General features: G+C 71.6%; 21 protein-coding genes and 1 pseudogene. 3 read left to right on the top strand and 19 right to left on the bottom strand.

Features of this window, described 5'->3' with window-relative positions:
* Positions 1 to 43: 43 nt before the first annotated feature.
* Together tsf and rpsB are read right to left on the bottom strand one after the other, a co-directional pair.
* Positions 44 to 880 (bottom strand): translation elongation factor Ts, encoded by an 837-nt coding sequence (tsf, locus tag BKA18_RS26180; protein WP_366047386.1) that lies wholly within the window; start codon positions 878 to 880, stop codon positions 44 to 46.
* A 108-nt stretch (positions 881 to 988) separates the two neighbouring features.
* Entirely contained in the window at positions 989 to 1,906 is a 918-nt protein-coding gene (gene rpsB, locus BKA18_RS26175) for a 30S ribosomal protein S2 (RefSeq protein ID WP_366047387.1), read from the bottom strand.
* A gap of 958 nt (positions 1,907 to 2,864) precedes the next feature.
* On the opposite strand from rpsB, the gene BKA18_RS26170 reads away from it, so the two are divergent.
* Entirely contained in the window at positions 2,865 to 3,515 is a 651-nt protein-coding gene (locus BKA18_RS26170; RefSeq protein WP_366047388.1) for a murein hydrolase activator EnvC family protein, read from the top strand.
* A 372-nt stretch (positions 3,516 to 3,887) separates the two neighbouring features.
* Here BKA18_RS26170 and BKA18_RS26165 read toward each other — a convergent pair whose 3' ends face one another.
* The 17 genes from BKA18_RS26165 to BKA18_RS26085 form a co-directional block, all read right to left on the bottom strand.
* Entirely contained in the window at positions 3,888 to 4,427 is a 540-nt protein-coding gene (locus BKA18_RS26165; protein ID WP_006602829.1) for a TetR/AcrR family transcriptional regulator, read from the bottom strand.
* A gap of 124 nt (positions 4,428 to 4,551) precedes the next feature.
* On the bottom strand, positions 4,552 to 5,388 hold the full coding sequence (gene whiG, locus BKA18_RS26160) for an RNA polymerase sigma factor WhiG (RefSeq protein WP_366047389.1): 837 nt from the start codon (positions 5,386 to 5,388) through the stop codon (positions 4,552 to 4,554).
* Positions 5,389 to 5,750: 362 nt separating this feature from the next.
* The gene (gene dprA / locus BKA18_RS26155; RefSeq protein WP_366047390.1) at positions 5,751 to 7,091 is read right to left on the bottom strand and encodes a DNA-processing protein DprA; all 1,341 of its coding nucleotides are present in this window, start codon (positions 7,089 to 7,091) and stop codon (positions 5,751 to 5,753) included.
* Positions 7,088 to 8,743 carry a YifB family Mg chelatase-like AAA ATPase gene (locus BKA18_RS26150; protein WP_366047391.1) on the bottom strand — a complete coding sequence of 552 codons (1,656 nt, stop codon included), beginning with the start codon at positions 8,741 to 8,743 and terminating at the stop codon, positions 7,088 to 7,090. Before BKA18_RS26150 ends, dprA begins: the two co-directional genes overlap by 4 nt.
* Complete coding sequence (locus BKA18_RS26145; protein ID WP_429638646.1) at positions 8,743 to 9,279, bottom strand: YraN family protein; 537 nt, start codon at positions 9,277 to 9,279, stop codon at positions 8,743 to 8,745. The genes BKA18_RS26150 and BKA18_RS26145 overlap by 1 nt, the downstream gene beginning before the upstream one ends.
* A 390-nt stretch (positions 9,280 to 9,669) precedes the next feature.
* Positions 9,670 to 9,978, bottom strand: coding sequence for a DUF2469 domain-containing protein (locus tag BKA18_RS26140; protein WP_003980220.1), 309 nt, complete (start codon positions 9,976 to 9,978; stop codon positions 9,670 to 9,672).
* A gap of 38 nt (positions 9,979 to 10,016) precedes the next feature.
* Complete coding sequence (locus BKA18_RS26135) at positions 10,017 to 10,496, bottom strand: NUDIX hydrolase (RefSeq protein ID WP_366047422.1); 480 nt, start codon at positions 10,494 to 10,496, stop codon at positions 10,017 to 10,019.
* A 163-nt stretch (positions 10,497 to 10,659) separates the two neighbouring features.
* Entirely contained in the window at positions 10,660 to 11,388 is a 729-nt protein-coding gene (gene lepB, locus BKA18_RS26130) for a signal peptidase I (RefSeq protein WP_366047393.1), read from the bottom strand.
* 54 nt (positions 11,389 to 11,442) lie between these two features.
* On the bottom strand, positions 11,443 to 12,411 hold the full coding sequence (gene lepB / locus BKA18_RS26125) for a signal peptidase I (RefSeq protein ID WP_366047423.1): 969 nt from the start codon (positions 12,409 to 12,411) through the stop codon (positions 11,443 to 11,445).
* Positions 12,353 to 13,489: a signal peptidase I gene (lepB, locus tag BKA18_RS26120; RefSeq protein WP_366047394.1), complete on the bottom strand. Its 1,137-nt coding sequence runs from the start codon at positions 13,487 to 13,489 to the stop codon at positions 12,353 to 12,355. Before lepB (BKA18_RS26120) ends, lepB (BKA18_RS26125) begins: the two co-directional genes overlap by 59 nt.
* Positions 13,482 to 14,246 carry a signal peptidase I gene (gene lepB / locus BKA18_RS26115; protein WP_366047395.1) on the bottom strand — a complete coding sequence of 255 codons (765 nt, stop codon included), beginning with the start codon at positions 14,244 to 14,246 and terminating at the stop codon, positions 13,482 to 13,484. Before lepB (BKA18_RS26115) ends, lepB (BKA18_RS26120) begins: the two co-directional genes overlap by 8 nt.
* 96 nt (positions 14,247 to 14,342) lie before the next feature.
* Positions 14,343 to 14,690 (bottom strand): 50S ribosomal protein L19, encoded by a 348-nt coding sequence (gene rplS / locus BKA18_RS26110; RefSeq protein WP_006602839.1) that lies wholly within the window; start codon positions 14,688 to 14,690, stop codon positions 14,343 to 14,345.
* Between the two features lie 133 nt (positions 14,691 to 14,823).
* A complete protein-coding gene (gene trmD / locus BKA18_RS26105) occupies positions 14,824 to 15,633 on the bottom strand; it encodes a tRNA (guanosine(37)-N1)-methyltransferase TrmD (protein WP_366047396.1) in 810 nt (269 codons plus the stop codon).
* A complete protein-coding gene (rimM, locus tag BKA18_RS26100) occupies positions 15,633 to 16,175 on the bottom strand; it encodes a ribosome maturation factor RimM (protein WP_366047397.1) in 543 nt (180 codons plus the stop codon). Before rimM ends, trmD begins: the two co-directional genes overlap by 1 nt.
* A 107-nt stretch (positions 16,176 to 16,282) precedes the next feature.
* Positions 16,283 to 16,522: an RNA-binding protein gene (locus BKA18_RS26095; RefSeq protein ID WP_003980229.1), complete on the bottom strand. Its 240-nt coding sequence runs from the start codon at positions 16,520 to 16,522 to the stop codon at positions 16,283 to 16,285.
* Between the two features lie 2 nt (positions 16,523 to 16,524).
* A complete protein-coding gene (gene rpsP / locus BKA18_RS26090; RefSeq protein ID WP_006602842.1) occupies positions 16,525 to 16,965 on the bottom strand; it encodes a 30S ribosomal protein S16 in 441 nt (146 codons plus the stop codon).
* 156 nt (positions 16,966 to 17,121) lie between these two features.
* On the bottom strand, positions 17,122 to 17,712 hold the full coding sequence (locus tag BKA18_RS26085) for a hypothetical protein (protein ID WP_006602843.1): 591 nt from the start codon (positions 17,710 to 17,712) through the stop codon (positions 17,122 to 17,124).
* Between the two features lie 533 nt (positions 17,713 to 18,245).
* Here BKA18_RS26085 and BKA18_RS26080 point away from each other — a divergent pair.
* Together BKA18_RS26080 and BKA18_RS26075 are read left to right on the top strand one after the other, a co-directional pair.
* The gene (locus BKA18_RS26080; RefSeq protein WP_359367417.1) at positions 18,246 to 19,109 is read left to right on the top strand and encodes a methyltransferase domain-containing protein; all 864 of its coding nucleotides are present in this window, start codon (positions 18,246 to 18,248) and stop codon (positions 19,107 to 19,109) included.
* A gap of 41 nt (positions 19,110 to 19,150) precedes the next feature.
* Positions 19,151 to 19,391, top strand: a pseudogene (locus tag BKA18_RS26075) (phosphotriesterase family protein); the annotation flags it as partial.
* Positions 19,392 to 19,534 lie beyond the last annotated feature (143 nt).

Below are 19,534 nucleotides of genomic sequence, written 5' to 3'. Positions count from 1 at the left end.
ACCCTAGCCGGGTCGCAGGTCATTCGCTGCCTTCGCGACAGGCTCAGATGCCGACCTTGATGCGCGAGAAGCGCTTCAGGGTGACACCGGCCTCCTGGAGGACCTTCTCGACGGACTTCTTGTTGTCGAGCGCGTACGGCTGACCGAGCAGCGTCGCGTCCTTGAAGAAGCCGTTGATGCGACCCTCGACGATCTTCGGAAGCGCAGCCTCGGGCTTGCCCTCGGCGCGGGTGGTCTCCTCCGCGACACGCCGCTCGGCCTCGACTACCTCGGCCGGCACGTCGTCCTTGGCGAGGTACTTCGGGGCGAACGCGGCGATGTGCTGCGCAATGCCCTTGGCGACCTCGGCGTTTTCCTTGTCGAGCTCGACGAGGACACCGATCTGCGGGGGCAGGTCGGGCATGGTGCGGTGCATGTACGCCGTCACGTAGCCGTCGGCGAACTGCGCGAAGCGGTCCAGGACGATCTTCTCGCCCAGGGTGGCGTTGGCCTCGTCGACGAACGCCTGGACGGTCTTGCCGGGCTCGATCTCGGAGGCGAGCAGGGCCTCGACGTCGGCCGGGGAGTTCTTCGCGATGTGCGCGGCGATCTCGTTGGCGACGGCCTGGAACTTCTCGCCCTTGGCGACGAAGTCCGTCTCGCACTTCAGCTCGACGATGACACCGGAGGTGTTGTCGCCGGCGATCACGGAGACCACCGCGCCGTTCTCGGCGGACCGGCCCTCGCGCTTGGCGACGCCCTTCTGGCCCTTGATACGCAGCGCCTCGACGGCCTTGTCGACGTTACCCTCGGCCTCGTCCAGGGCCTTCTTGCAGTCCATCATGCCGGCGCCGGTGAGCTCGCGGAGCTTCTTGACGTCAGCGGCGGTGTAGTTCGCCATGGTCTGTGAATCTCTTCTCGAAATCTCGAAGTCGAAAGATCTACGGGTGGACGGCGGGGGCGGCGCTTGTGGCGCCCTCCCCCGCCGTCGTCAACCGGATGCTGCGGGTCAGGCCTGCTCGCCCGGCTTCTCGGCGTCGGCCGGCTTCTCGGCCTCTGCGGCGGGGGCCTCGGCGACGGGGGCCTCGGCGACGGGCGCCTCGGCGGGCTTCTCCTCGGCCTTGGGGGCCTCGTCGTCAGCCTTCTTCTCGCCCTCGAGCAGGTCGCGCTCCCACTCGGCCAGCGGCTCGGCGGCAGCAGCCTTCTCGCCGGGCTTCTGGTCGCCCGTGGCGGCACCGGAGCGGGCGATGAGGCCCTCGGCGACGGCGTCGGCGATCACGCGGGTGAGCAGGGTGACGGAGCGGATCGCGTCGTCGTTGCCCGGGATCTTGTAGTCGACCTCGTCCGGGTCGCAGTTGGTGTCGAGGATCGCGACGACCGGGATGTTGAGCTTGCGCGCCTCACCGACGGCGATGTGCTCCTTCTTGGTGTCCACGATCCAGACGGCGCTGGGCACCTTCTGCATCTCGCGGATACCGCCGAGGGTCTTCTCCAACTTGGCCTTCTCGCGGGAGAGGACGAGGAGCTCCTTCTTGGTGAGGCCGGAGGCGGCCACATCCTCGAAGTCGATCTGCTCGAGCTCCTTCAGGCGCTGCAGGCGCTTGTAGACGGTCGAGAAGTTGGTCAGCATGCCGCCGAGCCAGCGCTGGTTCACGTAGGGCATGCCCACGCGGGTCGCCTGCTCGGCAATGGCCTCCTGGGCCTGCTTCTTCGTGCCGACGAACATGACCGAGCCGCCGTGGGCGACGGTCTCCTTGACGAACTCGTAGGCGCGGTCGATGTACGACAGCGACTGGAGCAGGTCGATGATGTAGATGCCGTTGCGCTCGGTGAAGATGAAGCGCTTCATCTTCGGGTTCCAGCGGCGGGTCTGGTGCCCGAAGTGGACGCCGCTCTCCAGCAGCTCCCGCATCGTGACGACGGCCATGGCCGTACTCCTTGTTGTTCTCGGTTCCACTGCGACCGGTCGGCCGCAGTGCCTGACGCCCCGACGCGCCTGCCGGGGAAGACACCTTGCGGAGCCGTCCGAGGACCGAGGAGCGCGGCCGTCGTGCTGCCCGAACGGGACTGGTGCACTGACGGCGGGGCGTGCGAAGTCGACCCGGTGACCCGGATCGCCACCAGAAGTGTACGGGACGGGCGATGCACCGGGCGACACGCACCTTTTCGCACCCCGAGTGGGTGACGCCGTTGTCCACAACCGGCCCGCCGTCCACAGCTCCGGACCAAGATCCCCACGCCCCGGCGTCCTGCGCCACCGTCGAACCATGCGACGACACACCCCACAGAACACGCCAGCGCCCTCCGGCTCGGCCAGAGCCCTTCCCACCTGCGACGGCTTCGCGCCGGCCGCCGGCTCTCGGCGACCGCTCGCCCCCGGGCGGCGGCCGGAGGCTTTCAGCCGCCCGCGATCCCTCCCCCTTCCCCTTGTCCGTCCCCACTCCGGGTCCCGCTTCCGGCTACCCGCGCCGCCCTTACGGCCTCCGGCCCCGCCCGCGGAGCCGGGCACATCCGGCCCGAGCTGCTTCTTCCCGGCCCGCGCCATGGAGGTGCTGCTGGCCCCGGCCACGGCTGCGGTGCTTGCCTTCCTGGGGTCGGGCCTCGCGAACGCTGCCGCCGTCCCGCCCATGGGCGCGGCGGTGGAGCGCGGGGCGCAGGCAGCGGCGGGGCGGATCAGTGTCCGGTCGGCGGAGGGGCCTGCGGCCGCGGAACGGGCCAGGGACGCAGGTGGGGTCACCAGTACGGGGCACCCGGGGGCCGGAGAACACGACGAGCGGGTGGGACGTCCTGGGGACCGGGCGCCGGCTGAGAGTGCGGGACACCTGGGGAATCCCGCGCGCGCCGAGCCCAGCGCCGAGCCGTCTGCTGAGGAACGGTCCTGGCCTGTGGCGGGACCGGCGGGGATACGGCCCACCGTGCTGCGCGGCTGGGATCCTCCTGCGTCCCCCTGGGCGGCCGGGCACCGCGGCGTCGACCTGGCCTCATCCGCCGGTGCGGAGGTACGGGCCGCGGCACCGGGCCGGGTGGTGTACGCGGGAACGGTGGCCGGCCGTGGCGTCCTGACCCTCGAGGTGTCCCACTCGGGCCGCCCTCCCCTACACACCACCTACGAGCCGGTACGCCCCACGGCCCGGAAGGGGCAGCACGTCACAACAGGCCAGAAGGTCGCCGTACTACAACGCGGTCCGTTCCACTGCCGGGCACCCTGCCTCCACTGGGGCCTACGGCGCGGCAAGACCTACCTGGACCCGTTGTCGCTACTGCCCCGGAGCATGCTCCGCAGCGGCCCCTCACGACTGCTGCCGGTCTTCGGGATCCCCGTCCCGACGGAAGGCCGCACGGTCCCCCGTCATCCGGCGCCCCCCGAACCAGCAGCTCACGCCCAAAGCTCGACACCGACTGCGGCCGCCCTCCTGGGGACCGTCGGGCTCGCGGCGGCCGCGCTGTGGGCGTTGGGGCGGATCCCCCTCAACTCGGTCGGCGAGCAGGGGCGGGTAGCGGCGAGCAAGGGAAGGGGCGTGCGCGGGCTGCGGTAGCGGGGGCGGCAGATGGAGGGCGTGGACTCGGGCGCGGGCGCCGGGTGTCACCGGGCGGCGGGGGTCGAAGACTGCCAGGCGAAGGAGGGGTGGGGTCACAGGCCGGTGAGGCGCACGACCAGTGGGACCACGGATCCGGGCGACGGAGCCGAGGGGTCACGGGCCCGTTAGGCCTCACGAGCCGTGAGGCCATAGATCACCCAGGTCACGGACCGGTGGGCCACAGACCAGCCTTGTCACAGACGGGCGAGGCAACAGGCCGGTCGCGTCGCATTGCGGACTGTGAGCTGCCGGGCTCACGAGGGGGGTGGGTGGTGGAGGGGGTGGGGAGGGAGGGGGTGGGGAGGGAGGGGGCGGGGGGGAGGCCCCAGGTCAGCCGCGGACCCCCCGGAGGGCCATAGACACCGCCGCCTCCGTGATCTCGTCCGGGTCCTCCGCCGCACCGAGTTCGATACGGCGGACCGCGGCATCGACGACTCCCTGGAGGAGCATGGCCGCGAGTCGGGGCTGCTCGTGGCCCAGGGCGGCGAGCGCTTCTACGATCATGGCGATGAGGCCGCCGTGCGCCGCGCGGATCTTCTCGCGGGCGCCGGCATCCAGCTCGCCGGCCGAAATGGCGACGACGGCGCGGTGGCGCCGGTCGCCGACCAGGGCGAGTTGCCGGCGCACATACGCCTCGATCTTCCCCTCGGGCGTGTCGACCCGCTCCATCGCCGCTTCGACCTCGGCGGCCCAGACGGGGAAGTCGACGGCGCACAGCTCCTCGACGACGGCGGCGCGCGAGCGGAAGTACTCGTACACGGAGGAGCGCGCGAGGCCCGTGCGCTCGGCGAGGGCGGGGAAGGTCAGTGCTTCCGTTCCGCCTTCGGACAGCAGGGTGCGGGCGGCGTCCAGAAGGGCGCGGCGCTGCATCGTCCGGTGCTCGGCCACGGAGGCCGCTCGAATCCTTGGCACGTCACCACTCTACGGATGGCGCGCTCGCCGCGGCACTCCGTATGGCGACACGGCGTGGGAAGACCCGTCTCGGGCGACGTGATCAGTGTCCGACGTCGGCGAGCTTCGCCCGCAGTTGGAGGACGGACTTGGTGTGGATCTGGCTGACCCTGCTTTCGGTGACGCCGAGGACATTGCCGATTTCGGCGAGCGTGAGGCCTTCGTAGTAATAGAGCGTGACCACGGTCTTCTCGCGCTCGGGGAGGGTGTTGATGGCACGCGCGAGCAGGCGCCGCAGCTCGCGGTCCTCGGCGATCTCGACGGGGTTCTCGGCGGCCGTGTCCTCAAGGGTGTCCATCAGGCTCAGCCGTTCGCCCCCCTCGCCGCCGACGTGCAGGAGCTCCTCCAGGGCGACCACGTTCGCCAGCGACAGCTGGCTGAAGACGTTGTGGAGTTCCTCCAGCCCGATACCCATCTCCTCGGCGACCTCCGCCTCGGAGGGGGTGCGGCGCAGTTGCGCTTCGAGGGTGGCGTAGGCGCGTTCGACGGCACGGGCCTTCTGTCGTACGGAGCGCGGGATCCAGTCGAGTGCGCGCAGCTCGTCGATCATTGCGCCGCGGATGCGGGTGATGGCGTAGGTCTCGAACTTGATGGAGCGTTCGGGTTCGAATTTCTCGATGGCGTCGATCAGTCCGAAGACTCCGGAGGAGACGAAGTCGGCCTGTTCGACGTTGGGGGGCAGGCCGACGCTGACACGACCGGCGACGTATTTGACCAGCGGCGAGTAGTGCAGGATCAGCTGTTCCCGCAGCCGCCCGTCACCTGACGCCTTGTAGGAGCGCCACAACTCATCGAGCGAGGTGGGCGGGGCGGGGCGCACGCTGCCGCGCGCGGCGGGTGGTACCGCCGCACGGTCAGACCCGGAGGTGTGCTGGGGCATTCGTCGCCTTGAGCCGTTCTGCCGAGACGCGGGTGGATGGATGCATGAGGGTTGAATTTGCCTGTGAGCGTAGCGTGACCGCAGCGTTGCGGTGTGCGATGACGGCAGGTTCGGGGGTGCGCAGATACGTTCCGCTGCCCGCACCCCGGGGTTACCTCGTACGGCGTGGCGACACCCGGACAAGGGGCCGGTCGCGGCCCTGCGGAGGGCCGTGCGGACGGAGGCGGTGATGCGGCGCGCGGGACGACGTGCGCCCCCGGCGCCGCCACGCCCGCTCCCCATGGGGCGGGCGTGTGCACCGAAGCGTGGCAAACCTGGATTCTGCGGTCATTCCCCTCACCCTTTCACCCGTTCGCCCCAGGTCAAGCACCGCCTCGCCGGGAACCGTCGGCCGGCTCGGCGCGTCGCGCCAACTCCCAGTGACCACCGCACCTTTGAACGAATCCGAGGGACAGCAGCTCGAAGAGCTTGCCCTGGGTCACCTCACGGGGTGTGCCGGCCTCCTCGGCCAGGCGGCCAATGTCCGTGCTGCCCTGTGCGGGCAGCGCCTCCAGTACGCGGGTGGCGACGGGGTCGAGAAGGTCACGGGTGAGGGTGGGTCCCCGTCGGCCGGGGGCCAGGTCGCCGATGCTGCCGACGAGTTCGATGACCTCATCGGCGTCGGTGACCACCGTGGCCTCGTCGCGCAGGAGTTGATGCACGCCGGCCGACAGACTGCTCGTGACCGGGCCCGGCATACCCATCGTGAAGCGTCCGAGGGACCGCGCCCGCCGGGCGGTGACCAGTGAGCCGCTGCGCAGCTCGGCCTCCACTACGACGGTTCCTCGGGTGAGCGCGGCGATGACGCGGTTGCGCTGGATGAACCGACTGCGGGTGGGGTGGTCGCCGGGTGGTAACTCGGCGACCACCAGGCCCTGTTCGGCGATCCGGCCGAGCAGTTCGGTGTGGCCGCGCGGGTAGGCGTAATCGACACCGGAGGCCATGACGGCGATGGTCGCGCCGTCTGCGGCCAGCGCGCCACGGTGAGCGGCGCCGTCGATGCCGTAGGCGGCTCCGGAGACGACGGTCCAGCCGCGGTCGGCGAGCCCTGCGCTGAGGGTGGTGGCGAGGTGGGCGCCGTAGTCGGTGCAGGCCCGGGCGCCGACGACGGCGACCGAGCGCAGCGCCCACAACCTGAGGTTGGCCGTCCCGCGCACCCACAGGCCGAGGGGGCGGGCGTCGCCGAGATCGTCGAGCTGGCCGGGCCATTCGTCGTCCCCGGGGCAGATGAACCGGCCGCCGAGCGCGGTGACGGCGGCGAGGTCCGCGGCGGGTCGGGCCCGTGCGGCGCGTAGCCGCAGGCCCTCGGTCTTGGCCGGGCTTGCGCCCCGGGGAGGGGTTGCGTCCTCGTCGGACAGCGCGCGCCACAGCGCCACCGGGCCCATCTCGCGCACCCAGCGGCCGGCGGTTTCATCGCCCGGTTCGAGGATGCGGGTGAGGGCCGCGCGAGCCGTGCGCTGCGTTTCGCGGGCTGCGCCGCCGGGCGCGGAGCACGGGCGGGCGGTCGCGCGCCCGGCGGTGTGGGATGCGGCCGTGGTGTGTGGGGCGGAGCCCGGTTCCACGGTCGGTCCGGGCGCGTGTGACCGGTCGTCCGTGGCGGTGTCCGGCCTGTCGGCGGTGTCCGGCCGGTCCGTGGCGAAGCCCCATGGGTCGATTCCGTTCATCGTTTGTCCCGGCGTGTGCGGGGCCGGGTGGTGGCGGTCTCGCTCCCGCCGCCGCCCGTCGGGGTCAGCGCGCCGCGGTGTACGCCGGTGCGGAGTTCCAGGGCCCAGTTGACGTCTTCGCTGGTGGGGCGGTCGCGGCCGGCGAGGTCGGCGGCTGTCCAGGCGACGCGCAGGACCCGGTCGAGGCCGCGGGCCGTGAGCAGGCCGCATTCGAGGTCGCGTTCTGCCTGGGCCAGGGCGCCGGGGCGGACCTGCCAGCGGGTGCGCAGTTCATGGCCGGGGACCTCACTGTTGGTGTGCCAGGGGGTGTCGGCCAGGCGGGCGGCGGCGCGTTCCCGGGCGGCGTGTACGCGCTCGGCCACGGCCGCGGTGGATTCGGCGCCGCGGCCCAGCGCGAGCAGTTCGGAGCGGGCGACCGGTTCCACGGTGATCCGCAGGTCGACCCGGTCCATCAGGGGGCCGGAGAGTCGTGAGCGGTAGCGCCGGATGGATGAGGGCCGGCATTCGCATCCGCCGCCGGCGGTGCCGTGTCGCCCGCAGGGACAGGGGTTCGCGGCGAGGGCGAGGAGGATGCGAGCGGGCATGCGCATCATGCCCCCGGTGCGGGCGACGACGATGTGCCCGGATTCCAGTGGCTGGCGAAGCGCGTCCAGGACACGTGGGCTGCATTCCGCGGCCTCGTCCATGAACAGCACGCCGTGGTGGGCGAGGGAGACGGCTCCGGGACGGGGCAGGCCGGTACCACCGCCGACGAGGGAGGCCATGGTCGCGGAGTGGTGTGGTGCGCAGTAGGGCGGCCGGTGGACGAGCGGCTGTCCCGGCGGGAGGGCGCCGGCCACCGAGTGGACGGCGGTGACCTCCAGGGATTCCTTGGGGGACAGCGGCGGCAGCAGTCCCGGGAGGCGTTCGGCGAGCATGGTTTTGCCGGCGCCGGGCGGGCCTTTGAGAAAGATGTGGTGACGTCCGGCGGCGGCTGCTTCCAGGGCGCGGCGGGCGCCGTGCTGGCCTGCGACGTCCGCAAGGTCGGGGGTGCGGTCACCGGCGGGCAGGCCCGCTCCGGCGCAGGTGCCGGACACGGCGAGCCCGGCGAGCAGCGGGTCGGGGCGGCCTTCGTCCCTGGGTTCTTCGTGGGGCACCGGTTCGTCGGCGAGGACGCCGATGAGCTGGCGCAGGCTGCGGACGCCGAGAACGGAGATGCCGGGGACGAGTGAGGCTTCGGCGGCGGTCTGCTCGGGGACGACGACCTGGCGATATCCGGCGTCGGCGGCGGCCAGGACGGCGGGCAGGACTCCGCGTACGGGGCGAACGCGGCCGTCCAGGCCCAGTTCGCCGATCATCATCAGGTCGGTGAGTTCGCGGGGGTCCAGGCGCTCGGCGGCGCCGAGGACGGCGCAGGCCACGGCCAGGTCGAAGCCGCTGCCGCCTTTGGGTACGGAGGCCGGGCTGAGGCCGACGGTGAGCTTTTTCTGCGGCCATTCAGCGCCGGAGTTCACGACGGCAGCGCGGACGCGTTCCCTGGATTCGATGAGGCTCTTGTCGGGCAGGCCGACGAGGGTGAAGGCGGCGACGCCCGGTTCCAGGTCGGCCTGGACCTCGACGACGACTCCTTCGACGCCCACGAGGGCGACGGAGCAGGTCCGGGCGAACCCCATCAGGCCACCCCCCGGGCGTGCTGGACGACGGGGGCGCCGCGGGCCGGCAGCAAGATGCCGATGACATCGATCCGTACGCCGCCGGGTGGCGGGCCGCCGTGCCGCTCCAGCCAGCGTTCCGCCAGCAGTCGCAGCCGGGCGGTCTTCTCGGGGCGCACGGCCGCCATGGGGTGTTCGTACCAGCCGGCGCGGCGGGTTTTGACTTCGCAGACCACCAGGGCGTCTCCGTCGGCCGCGACGATGTCGATCTCTCCGTCGCGGCAGCGCCAGTTGCGGTCCAGGATCCGCATCCCGGCCTCGGTGAGCCGCCGGGCAGCCAGATCTTCGCCGTAGCGGCCCAGGGCACGACGCCGGGTGCCGGTCGAGGCGGCCGCTGCGGGGCCGGCGCCGGGTGGCTGGGCGGTGGTCGGTACGGCCGCAGGACCAAGGGCGCCGGGCGGCGGGGCCGCGGGACCCGGGCCGTCGGCCGGTGGGGCCGCCGGCCCCGGGTCACCGGGCGAGCCGACGGCCGGATCGGCGGCCGGACCATCGGCCATCCGCACGCCCCCGGACGGTTCCCGTCCAGCAGGCGCCACTCCGCCCTTGCTGCGTCGGCCGGGCATCCCGCCGGCGGACGCTGCGCTGCGCGCCCCGCACGCCGCCGCGGCCGGCCCCAGGCGGCCCCGCAGCCCGTCCCCTGCTCTCCCCAGCCGCCGCTCCCGCGGCCTGGGGTCAAACTGTGTGTCCTTCCCGGCCCTGCGGCCGGCGTGCATGGCGTTCATGCGGTACCACCTCCGGCACCGACTGTGACGCCCCCGCGCAGAGCTATTGGATCTTGGTGGACAACGAGCCGCCTGTGGACAACCTGCTCACCCGTCCGAGTGACGGCTGACCCGACGACGCCCGAGGACGGCCGGGTCCCACCCCTCCGCCGCCGTCGGCCGGACTCAGCTCCCCGGAAGATCCAGATCGCTCTTGTTGAGCTCCTCGATGTTCACGTCCTTGAACGTGAGTACCCGCACCTGCTTGACGAAGCGAGCCGGGCGGTACATGTCCCAGACCCAGGCGTCGGCCATCGACACCTCGAAAAAGACCTCTCCCTGAACCGAGTGCACCTGCATCTCGTAGTCGTTGGTGAGGTAGAAACGTCGCTCGGTCTCGATCACATATTTGAACAGCCCGACGACGTCGCGGTACTCCCGGTAGAGCTTCAGCTCCATCTCGGTCTCGTACTTCTCGAGGTCCTCGGCGCTCATGGCAGATCCCCTTCAGCCGTGCGTCCCCCTATTGTGCGTCAGACCCTCTCGGTCTCCAGGAGCACCGGCGCATTCGGGGGCCCATCGACGAGCAGCATGCGCAGCAGCTCGGCGAGTCTGGTCGGGTACACCGTCTCATGCGATGCCGACAGTTCCTCCGACGTCCACCACCTCAGCCCCGAGACGCTGCGTCGCTCCAGCTCGGTGTGCCCGCCGAGGTCGGTGGCAGTCCGGTCGGTCCGGCCCAGGTAGTACCACTCGTCCTGCTCCCAGCGGCGCCCGTCGAACGGGAATGCGCAGCGGCGCTTCCACAGGACGGGGCCGAGGACGGCGTCGGTGATGCCGGTCTCCTCGGCGAGCTCACGGCGGGCCGCCTCCTCGTGGCTCTCCGTGCCCTCCAGGCCGCCGCCCGGGGTGAACCACCAGGTCTCGGTCGGACGGGCCGGTTCGAAGCCGTGGAGCAGCAGGATCCGGTCGTCGGGGTCGAGCAGCACGATGCGGGAGACCTGGCGCACCATGGCCTCCGCCGGCTCGCCGGGCGCGGCTTCCGCCCCGGTCTCTGTTCGCCGGCCGCCCGCTGCCCGGCCATGGGCCGGCGACCCGGCGGCGCCGCGGCCCGCCCCGGACCGGTCGCCGGCCGCCGCCTCACGGCCGCCGGCCGGCTCCCCGCCGTCCCGCCTCTCAGGCACGCCTACGCGCCTTGCGCCGGGCGATGGGCCCGTAGGCGGCACCGCCGAGGATGAGGACTGCGCCGGCGAGCACGGTGATGGTGATGGGCTGTACCGGGCCGGGCTGCGAGGTGCCGCCGGGGAGGGCGGAGAAGGCGGCCGGGCGCTTCATCATCCCGATGCTGCCGAGCGGCCAGGCGCGGGCGTCGACCCGGGCATTGACGGCGCTGCGCGGGACGGAGCCGTGGTCGCTGTCGGTGAGGTGGACGCGCGAGTCCATGGAGTCGCTGCGGTGATCGCCGAGCAGGAAGAGCTGACCGGCGGGGACCTTGGCCTTGAAGCCAACGGGCGAGGCGGGGCCGCTGCCCTCCAGATACGGTTCCTCGATGGGGGTTCCGTTGACGGTCAGCCGGCCCTGTTTGGTGCAGCAGGCGACCTTGTCGCCGCCGACGCCGACGACCCGCTTGACCATCGGCAGGTCGCCCCACACGGAGTCCTTGAAGATGACGACGTCACCGCGGCGTATCTCGGAGCCCGCCACCTTCTGGGCCAGGACCCGCGACCCGGCGGTGATGGTCGGTGACATCGAATCGGTCGGCACCGTATAGGGGCGGTACGTCAGCGCTGCCCATACGAAGCCCCCCAGGAACGCCGCACAGCCGACGGCCACGGCCAGACCGGACAGCACACTGCCCGAGGTCCGGCCGCGGCCGTCGGTCTTGTGTTCCGTCGTGCTGCTCATCCCAGCGCTCCCACCCCGCGGACCCGGCCCGCGTCGAAGATCCGGGACGGCACCTTACCTGGGGTTACGCGTTCCGGTCAGCCTCTTCCGACGCCAGATCACGATCGGAACCGCGCCGACCAGGCCCAGGGCGGCCGGTGCGGCCCCCATTGCCTTGTTGATACCGGGCTGGTCGAAGGTGTCCGGTACGGGCAGGGTCGCCCAGCGGTTGACGGGCCAGGCGATGGTGAACGCCCGGCCGACGACCTCGTCCTCCGAGACCGTGCCGTTGCCCTTGAGGGTCTGGTGGTAGCGGGAGTCGAGGGAGTCGTCACGATGGTCTCCCATCACCCAGATCCGGCCCTTGGGAACCTTGATCGGGCCGAACGCACGGTCACCGCAGGGGGTGGCGCCGGGGAAGATGTAGGAGTCTTCCTTGAGGGCCTTGCCGTTCACCTTGACCGGGCCGGTGCCGTGGCACTCGACGGTGTCGCCGCCGACCGCGATGACCCGCTTGATCAGGTCCTTCTCTTCGGCCGAGGGCATCAGACCGATGAAGCTGAGGACCTTCTGGACGGGGTTGGGCTCGGGGGTCGGCGTCTCGTTCAGCCAGCCGCCCGGGTCGTGGAAGACGACGACCTCGCCGCGCTCCGGCTTGGAGCCGAACCACGGCGTCAGCTTGTCGACCAGGACCCGGTCCCCGCGCTGCAGGGTGTCCTGCATCGAGTCGGACGGGATCGAGAACGCCTGCACCAGGAAGGTCTTGATCAGCAGGGCGAGGAGGAGGGCGATACCGATGAGGATCGGCAGCTCTTTCCAGAAGGCACGCGGCTTCTTGGCCTTCTTCATGCTGCCGCTCACCTCGCCACTCGCCGACGTGTCCAACGTATCCGACTCGTCCGCCCCGGCTGAACGCGGCGACTGGGCCTGCGCTCCTGATGGTGACTGTGTCTGATGCACGGAACTCGCCGCCGGCTGCGGGGTCTCACCGCGCCGTGCCGGCTCTTCGGGCTCTTCGGTTCCGGACCGCGCGCCGACCGCCAAGTCCCCCACATCTGCTCCTCACTCCACGCACTCGCCCGCGCGTCAACCGGCGCAGGCCCACCACTCCCATAACGAGCGGGAGTTCCGCAGGGGTCGGGAGTACGGTCAAACTCTCGGGTGACACCCTATGCGGCACACCCGCTGCGGACGCCTTGGCGCCCGGCGCGTCGTGCACGGTCGTGAAGGTGTCCGGCTCTTCGAGGCGCCGCCAGTGCTTGAACGGCCAGGCGATCACCTGGGCACGGCCCACCACATTGTCCTCAGAGACCGTGCCACGGTACGGCTCGTCCAGGTGAAAGCGCGAATCCGCGGAGTTCGAGCGGTGGTCGCCCATGACGAAGATCCGGCCGGTGGGGACGGTCACCGAGAACTTCAGCGTGGAGGGCGGGTTCCCCGGATGGACGTACGGTTCGGTCAGCGGGGTGCCGTTGACGGTGACCTTGCCCTGCTTGTCGCAGCATTTGACGGTGTCGCCGCCGACCGCCACGACCCGCTTGATCAGGTCCTGTTCATTTGCCGACGGCAGCAGGCCGATGAAGGTCATGGCGTCCGTGACCGGCTTGAAGGCTCCCCCGTCGTCGGTGGGCTTGGTCTGCTCGCCCTTGAGCCAGCCTCCGGGGTCCTTGAAGACGACGACGTCACCGCGCTCGGGCTTCGACCCGAACCAGGGCGTGAGCTTGTCGACCAGCACCCGGTCGCCGATCTTGATCGTCTGCTCCATGGAGCCGGACGGGATGACGAAGGCCTGGACGAGGAAGGTCTTCAGGACGAGGGCGATGGCCAGTGCCACGCCGATGAGGATGGGGATTTCCTTGAGGTACGAGCGCTGTCTGCGGCGCTTGATGCGCCGGGCCTGGCGCCGGCGCTCGGCCCGCCCGCCGGTCGCGGGGCGGCCCGCCCGACCGCGGCCCGCGCCCCGCCCGGCCCGCGGTCCGGGGCTCGTGCCGGGCTCCTGAGGGTCGCTGGGGCCACCGGAGTCGCCGTACGCACTGCCGGCGTCCGGCTGCGGCTGAACGGCAGCGCGGCCCCGCCGGCCGGTGTCCTTGCTCCCGTGGCGGGGGCGTCCGCGGCTACCCACGTGGGCCTGCCGCGGCGGGTATCCGGTCGAAGGCGCGTGGGGCGTCAAGCGTGCGCCAGCGGCTCACCGGCCAGGTGATCAGGTCCGCGCGGCCGATGACCTCGTCGACCGGGACCGTTCCGCCACCGGGCTCGCCGAGGTGGTCGCGGGAGTCACTGGATCTGGCGCGGTGGTCGCCCATGACCCAGAGCCTGCCCTCCGGCACCACGATGTCGAAATCCACCGAGGACGGCGCGTCCCCGGGGTGGAGATACGCCTCGTTCACGGGCTCACCGTTCACTTCGATCCGTCCCCGTTTGTCGCAGCAGGTCACGTGGTCACCACCGATGCCGATCACGCGCTTGACGTAGTCGGTCTCGTCGGGCCGGGCCAGTCCCAGCGCCGCACCGGCGCCGCGCAGGAGTCCCGTGACGGGATTCTCCCCCTGCTCCCTGTGAACGAACGATCCCGTGCCGTCGAACACCACTACGTCGCCGCGCGCGGGCGCGCTACCGAAGCGGTACGCCAGCTTGTTGACCAGCACCCGGTCCCCGATCTGCAGGGTGTTCTCCATGGAGGAGGACGGGATCAGAAAGGGCTGGGCGATGAACGCACTGAGCAGCAGCACAAAGGCCAGACAGAGCGCGAGCAGGGTGACCGGCCGGTGGCGCAGACCGGCCGCCCAGCCGGGAAAACGCGCGGAGCGCGACCCCTGCTCCGGCCCCTGGTCGGGGGTGGGAGAGGGGTCGCGCTCCGTGAGCTGTGCGTCGGTGTCCATCGGGCCCTGAGCCTATCCGGCCGGATCCGGACGCCGTACGTGAGCGTCGGTTTGCGTTGCCGGGGCGCAAAAAATCGCGCCCCGGGGCGGCCCGGCTCAGTTGTCGCGCTTCTCCTTGATCTTCGCGGCCTTGCCGCGGAGCTCGCGCAGGAAGTACAGCTTGGCGCGACGGACGTCACCGCGGGTCACGACCTCGATCTTCTCGACGATCGGGGTGTGCACCGGGAAGGTGCGCTCGACGCCGACGGAGAAGCTGACCTTGCGGACCGTGAAGGTCTCGCGCACGCCGGCGCCCTGACGGCGGATGACAACGCCCTTGAACTGCTGCACACGGGAGCGGTTGCCCTCGATGACGCGGACGTGGACGTTGACGGTGTCGCCCGGACGGAAGGCCGGGACGTCGCTGCGCAGCGACGAGGCGTCGACGGAGTCGAGAAGGTGCATGACCTACTGCTTTCTTCGTTGATGCCACAGGTCATCAACGGGATATCGGAAATGAGGTGTCGGATGCCGTTCCGTCGGGCGGGCGTCGTTCCCCCTGTGGCAGGGGCGCGCGCCGGACGCACACGGCAGCGGCCTATTCTTCCACGGCCTCGGTCGTCCGCCCAAATCGGCCGTCGGCGCCCTCCGACCAGCCGAGAGCGGCGAGTATCGCGCGGTCGTGTTTGTCGAACGCGGCGGGGTCGGCGCGCTCGATCAGATCGGGGCGGTTGCGGTCGGTGCGGCGGAACGCCTCGTCCCGACGCCAGCGGGCGATCTTGCCGTGGTGCCCGCTGAGCAGCACCTCGGGGATGCCGCGGCCGCGCCACTCCGGCGGCTTGGTGTAGACGGGGCCCTCCAGGAGGTCGGCCATCGCGCCCGGGGCGAAGGAGTCGTCCTGGTGGGAGGCGGCGTTGCCGAGGACGCCGGGCAGCAGCCGGGCCACCGCCTCGACCATGACCAGGACCGGCGCCTCGCCGCCGGCGAGGACGTAGTCGCCGATGGAGACCTCGCGCACGTCGACGCGGTCGCCGTACTCCTCGATGACCCGGCGGTCGATGCCTTCGTAACGGGCCGGGGTGAACACCAGCCAGGGCTTGGCGGAGAGTTCGACGGCGAGCTGCTGGGTGAAGGGGGCGCCGCTCGGGGTGGGGACGACGATCACCGGTTCGCCCTCACCGGACGCGAGGATCCCGTCGAGCGCCTCGCCCCACGGCTCGGGCTTCATGACCATGCCCGGGCCGCCGCCGTAGGGGGTGTCGTCGACGGTGTTGTGCTTGTCGTGGGCACAGTCCCGCAGGTCGTGGATGCGCACATCGAGCTGTCCGCGCGCGCGGGCCTTGCCCACGAGGGAGACGTTCAGCGGCTCGAGGTACTCGGGGAAGATCGTGACGATGTCGAGCCGCATCAGCTGTCCTCGTGGCTGGCGATCTCGGCCTGGCTGTCGTCGAGGAGGCCGGGCGGCGGGTCGATGACCGCGCGCTGCTCGTCGAGGTCGATCTCCGGAACGATCTCGGCGACGAACGGGATCATGACCTCGCTGCCGTCGGGCCGCCGGACGATCAGCAGGTCCTGGTACGGCAGATGGGAGACCTCGGAGATCCGGCCGACGGCGGTGCCGTCACGGGTGACGACATCGAGGTCGATCAGCTGGTGGTCGTAGAACTCCTCGGGGTCCTCGGGGACGTCCTCGGGGTCGACCTCCGCGATCAGCAGGGTGTTGCGCAGCGCCTCGGCGGCCGTGCGGTCCGCGACGCCCTCGAAGCGCAGCAGCAGCCGGCCGCTGTGCACCCGGCCGGCCGTGATGGTCAGCGGTCCGACGGAGGACGGTTCGGTCGCGAGGACGGCGCCCGGGCCGAGCCGCAGTTCGGGCTCGTCGGTCCGCACCTCTACCGTGACCTCGCCCTTGATGCCGTGGGCGCGGCCGATCCGTGCCACTACCAACTGCACGCTGTTCTCTCCCTTGCCAGTGCCTACGGCACTGTTCCGTGTCCGTAGACGACTACGGGCCGGGGCGGGCCGGCAGCCCTCCCCGGCCCGAGCCGGTGTTCAACTTGTCAGCGGACCTGGTCCACGTCGACGAGGTCGACGCGGATGCCCCGTCCGCCGATGGCGCCCACGACGGTCCGCAGCGCGCGGGCGGTACGGCCGTTGCGGCCGATCACCTTGCCGAGGTCGTCGGGGTGGACCCGGACCTCGAGCACGCGCCCGCGGCGCAGGGTGCGCGAGGCTACCTGCACGTCATCGGGGTTGTCGACGATGCCCTTGACGAGGTGCTCGAGGGCTTCCTCGAGCATGCTCAGGCCTCGGTCGACTCGGAGGTGGACTCGGCCGCAGCCTCGTCCGCCTTCTTGTCAGCCTTCTTCGCCTTCGGGGTGATGGCCTCACCCTTCGGCTCGTCGCCGGAAGCCTTGGCCGCGGCCTCGAAGAGGGCGCGCTTGTCGGCCTTCGGCTCGGCGACCTTCATCGGCGCCGGGGCGGGCAGGCCCTTGAACTTCTGCCAGTCGCCGGTGACCTTGAGGATGGCCATGACGGGCTCGGTCGGCTGCGCGCCGACACCCAGCCAGTACTGGACACGCTCGGAGTCGACCTCGATGCGCGAGGGGTTCTGCACCGGGTGGTACAGGCCGATCTCCTCGATGGCCCGGCCGTCACGGCGGGTACGGGAGTCGGCGATGACGATGCGGTAGTGAGGCGCGCGGATCTTGCCCAGACGCTTCAGCTTGATCTTGACTGCCACGGGAGTGGTGTCTCCTGGTCTTGACGTGGTGGGGCACAACGGGATGCCACGTGGGGTTGCGGTACTCGGGGTGCCCGATGGACGCGTCAGCCGGAGGAGAGAGGGGTCCTATGCGACTGTCGAGTACAGCCAGCCATTGTGCCACACGCGCTCGGGTCAGCCGACCGCGGCGACCTCGGGGATGCGGAAGGGCTTCCCGCAGCCGCCGCAGACGATCGGCGCCTGAGCGAGCACGGACGGGACGACCCGGACATTGCGCCCGCAGTCGCAGACGGCCTTGACCCGGACGCCGCCCCCGGAGGAGCCGTGCCGGGCGGCGGGGCCCCGGAAGCTGCGGGTGGTGTCGGTGGCGGTGGCGGCGGTGTGCGCCTTGAGCGCTCTGGTGAGCCGTTCGATGGTGGGGCGGTAGCGCCTTCTGGCTTCGGGGTTGAGCGTGACCAGCGAGAAGCCGCTGCTGGGATGCGGCTCGTCGACATGATCCAGGCCCAGTTCCTCGGCGATCGCCAGGAACCGGCGGTTGTGGTAGCGGCCTGCGCGGGAGGTGTCACGCACGCCGCGGGCGGCGGCGATGCCGTGGACTGCCTCATGGAGCAGCCGTTCGAAGGAGAGTTCGGCGCCACAGGCGGACGAGGACTCTCCGATCAGGGACTCGGGCGCGGCCAGGTCCGGCAGCTCGGGGTGGTGCCGTTGAATATCGGCCCAGGCGAGTGCCAGCTCGGCGGCGAGGACAGGCGGTGTCGTGCTCACGTCGTGACAACGAGCCGGGGCCGTCGAGTGTTCCGATTCCGGGGCATCTCAAATAATTTGCACGTACCAGTCAGTTTCCGGTCATGCGTCGTGCCGAGGGCGGGTGCGCCGATCTGCGCAGAAGGCGCCCAGCAGCCCGCAAGCCGGTACGTATCACCGCGTACGCCGCATGGCGTAGCCGGTCGTATACGGCGTGAGGATCACCGCGGCGATGGTACGGGGAGTACCTGTGCCCGCCGACACCGGCCCGTATTCCCTCACGGGACCGGCGGATGGGGGTGACCGGACGGCGCCCCGGGGGCTCGGCGGCGGCTCGTTGCCGTGGCGGAGCGGGTCTGGGCGGGGCACGCTGGAACGGCGCTCCAGGGAGCGGGCCCGGCGCATCGAGGGGCGCGCGGGAGACAACCCCGGCGCATCCCCTGGACGCCCGGACGAATGCGCAGTTGTCTGGATCGCGGGGGCGCACAACGCGCGAACACGGGGGCGATCGGTACGGAACAGCTTCGGGTTCTCGGCGAATAGGGGCGCTATCGATGTCACCCACGCTCGTGCGGCACCAGCTTCCGCACTCCGGATCCATACGCTGCGACGACCCGCCCGCTCCGGACCGGTCACGGCGCACCCGTGACTGGGCCGAGATCCAGGAGCGGATGCTGCTGCCGCTGTACGAAGCCGCGTACGACCGCCTGGGCATCGGCCCCGGCACCCGCCTGCTGGGGCTCGGCTGCGGTTCCGGGCTGGCGCTGCTGCTGGCGGCGGCGCGCGGCGCGCAGGTCAGCGGGGTGGACGCGGACGAGTCCCGGCTGGAGCTGGCACGTGAGCGGCTCACGCCGGAGGGCGGGCCGGAGCACACCCGGCTCGTCAGTGGGGGCCTGGAGGCCGCGGCGCCCGGGGATGCCGCCTTCAACGTGGTCACGGCGTTCCACCCGGTGGGCTGTGTGAGCACGGTCGAGGGGCTGACGGCCTCGCTCACCGCGGCGGCCGGGCTGGCGGAGCGCGGCAGCGCGGTGGTGCTGGGCGGCTGGGGCCCGGTGGAGCGCTGTGCCACGGCCGGGGTGCTGGGGGTCGCGCAGCGGCTGGCCGACCCGCGGGGCGACTGCGCCGTCGGCTCCGCCGGCGGGTGGCCCAGCGGCCGGGACGATCTGGAGGAGCTGGCGGACCGGGCCGGGCTGCGGCCCGATGGTTCGGGCCGGGTGGCCTGCCCGTTCGGGTACGCGGATCCGGCGAGCGCGGTGCGCGGACTGCTGTCGACGGGGCTGTTCGATGCGGCGCTGGAGGTGACGGAGGAGCGTCAGGTGGAGAAGGAGCTCGCGGAGGCGCTGCATCCGTACCAGCGGGCGGACGGGACGGTGTGGATGCCGAATGTGTTCCGGTATCTGATCGCACGGACGCGGTAGGGCTGCCGGCGGGCCAGGGGCTGCCGACGGGCGGGTGCGCGATGAACGAGCTGCTGCGGATCGTCACGGGCCCGCTGCCCGTCTCCGCGGTGCGCGGGCCGGTGCTCGCCCATGAGCATCTGGCGCTGGACCTGACCCTGGGGTGCCGACCGTGCGGCGACCCTGACACCGGGGCACCGGGCCGCGATCACCGGGGAACTGGCGGCGCTGCGCCATGAGTTCGGGCTCGCGCTGGTCATCGAGCTCACCTGTCGGGGCATGCGGTTCCTCACCGGCCGGGACGGGCCGGCGCCGGCCGCCGACGGGCGCCCGGCGGACGGTCGCGCGCAGCCGGCCGGTCCCCCGCGATGAGCGCGCGGCCGCGGAGTTCCCCCGCCCCGGCACCGCGCGAGCCCCCGGCCGCACACTGCCGGCCGGGGGCTCGC

Source organism: Streptomyces auratus, assembly GCF_050433025.1.
Lineage (GTDB): Bacteria > Actinomycetota > Actinomycetes > Streptomycetales > Streptomycetaceae > Streptomyces > Streptomyces sioyaensis.
This window is presented reverse-complemented; position numbering and strand designations above follow the sequence as displayed.

Excerpts from the sequence above, each read along its gene's own strand:
- BKA18_RS26150 (WP_366047391.1), bottom strand. The coding sequence starts at position 8,743 with ATGGGGTTCGCCCGGACCTGCTCCGTCGCCCTCGTGGGCGTCGAAGGA.
- lepB (WP_366047393.1), bottom strand. The coding sequence starts at position 11,388 with ATGAGCAGCACGACGGAACACAAGACCGACGGCCGCGGCCGGACCTCG.
- lepB (WP_366047395.1), bottom strand. The coding sequence starts at position 14,246 with ATGGACACCGACGCACAGCTCACGGAGCGCGACCCCTCTCCCACCCCC.
- rpsB (WP_366047387.1), bottom strand. The coding sequence starts at position 1,906 with ATGGCCGTCGTCACGATGCGGGAGCTGCTGGAGAGCGGCGTCCACTTC.
- BKA18_RS26080 (WP_359367417.1), top strand. The coding sequence starts at position 18,246 with ATGTCACCCACGCTCGTGCGGCACCAGCTTCCGCACTCCGGATCCATA.
- BKA18_RS26140 (WP_003980220.1), bottom strand. The coding sequence starts at position 9,978 with ATGAGCGCCGAGGACCTCGAGAAGTACGAGACCGAGATGGAGCTGAAG.
- BKA18_RS26135 (WP_366047422.1), bottom strand. The coding sequence starts at position 10,496 with ATGGTGCGCCAGGTCTCCCGCATCGTGCTGCTCGACCCCGACGACCGG.
- BKA18_RS26095 (WP_003980229.1), bottom strand. The coding sequence starts at position 16,522 with ATGCTCGAGGAAGCCCTCGAGCACCTCGTCAAGGGCATCGTCGACAAC.
- tsf (WP_366047386.1), bottom strand. The coding sequence starts at position 880 with ATGGCGAACTACACCGCCGCTGACGTCAAGAAGCTCCGCGAGCTCACC.
- rplS (WP_006602839.1), bottom strand. The coding sequence starts at position 14,690 with ATGCACCTTCTCGACTCCGTCGACGCCTCGTCGCTGCGCAGCGACGTC.
- BKA18_RS26165 (WP_006602829.1), bottom strand. The coding sequence starts at position 4,427 with ATGCAGCGCCGCGCCCTTCTGGACGCCGCCCGCACCCTGCTGTCCGAA.
- dprA (WP_366047390.1), bottom strand. The coding sequence starts at position 7,091 with ATGAACGGAATCGACCCATGGGGCTTCGCCACGGACCGGCCGGACACC.
- trmD (WP_366047396.1), bottom strand. The coding sequence starts at position 15,633 with ATGCGGCTCGACATCGTCACGATCTTCCCCGAGTACCTCGAGCCGCTG.
- whiG (WP_366047389.1), bottom strand. The coding sequence starts at position 5,388 with ATGCCCCAGCACACCTCCGGGTCTGACCGTGCGGCGGTACCACCCGCC.
- BKA18_RS26145 (WP_429638646.1), bottom strand. The coding sequence starts at position 9,279 with ATGGCCGATGGTCCGGCCGCCGATCCGGCCGTCGGCTCGCCCGGTGAC.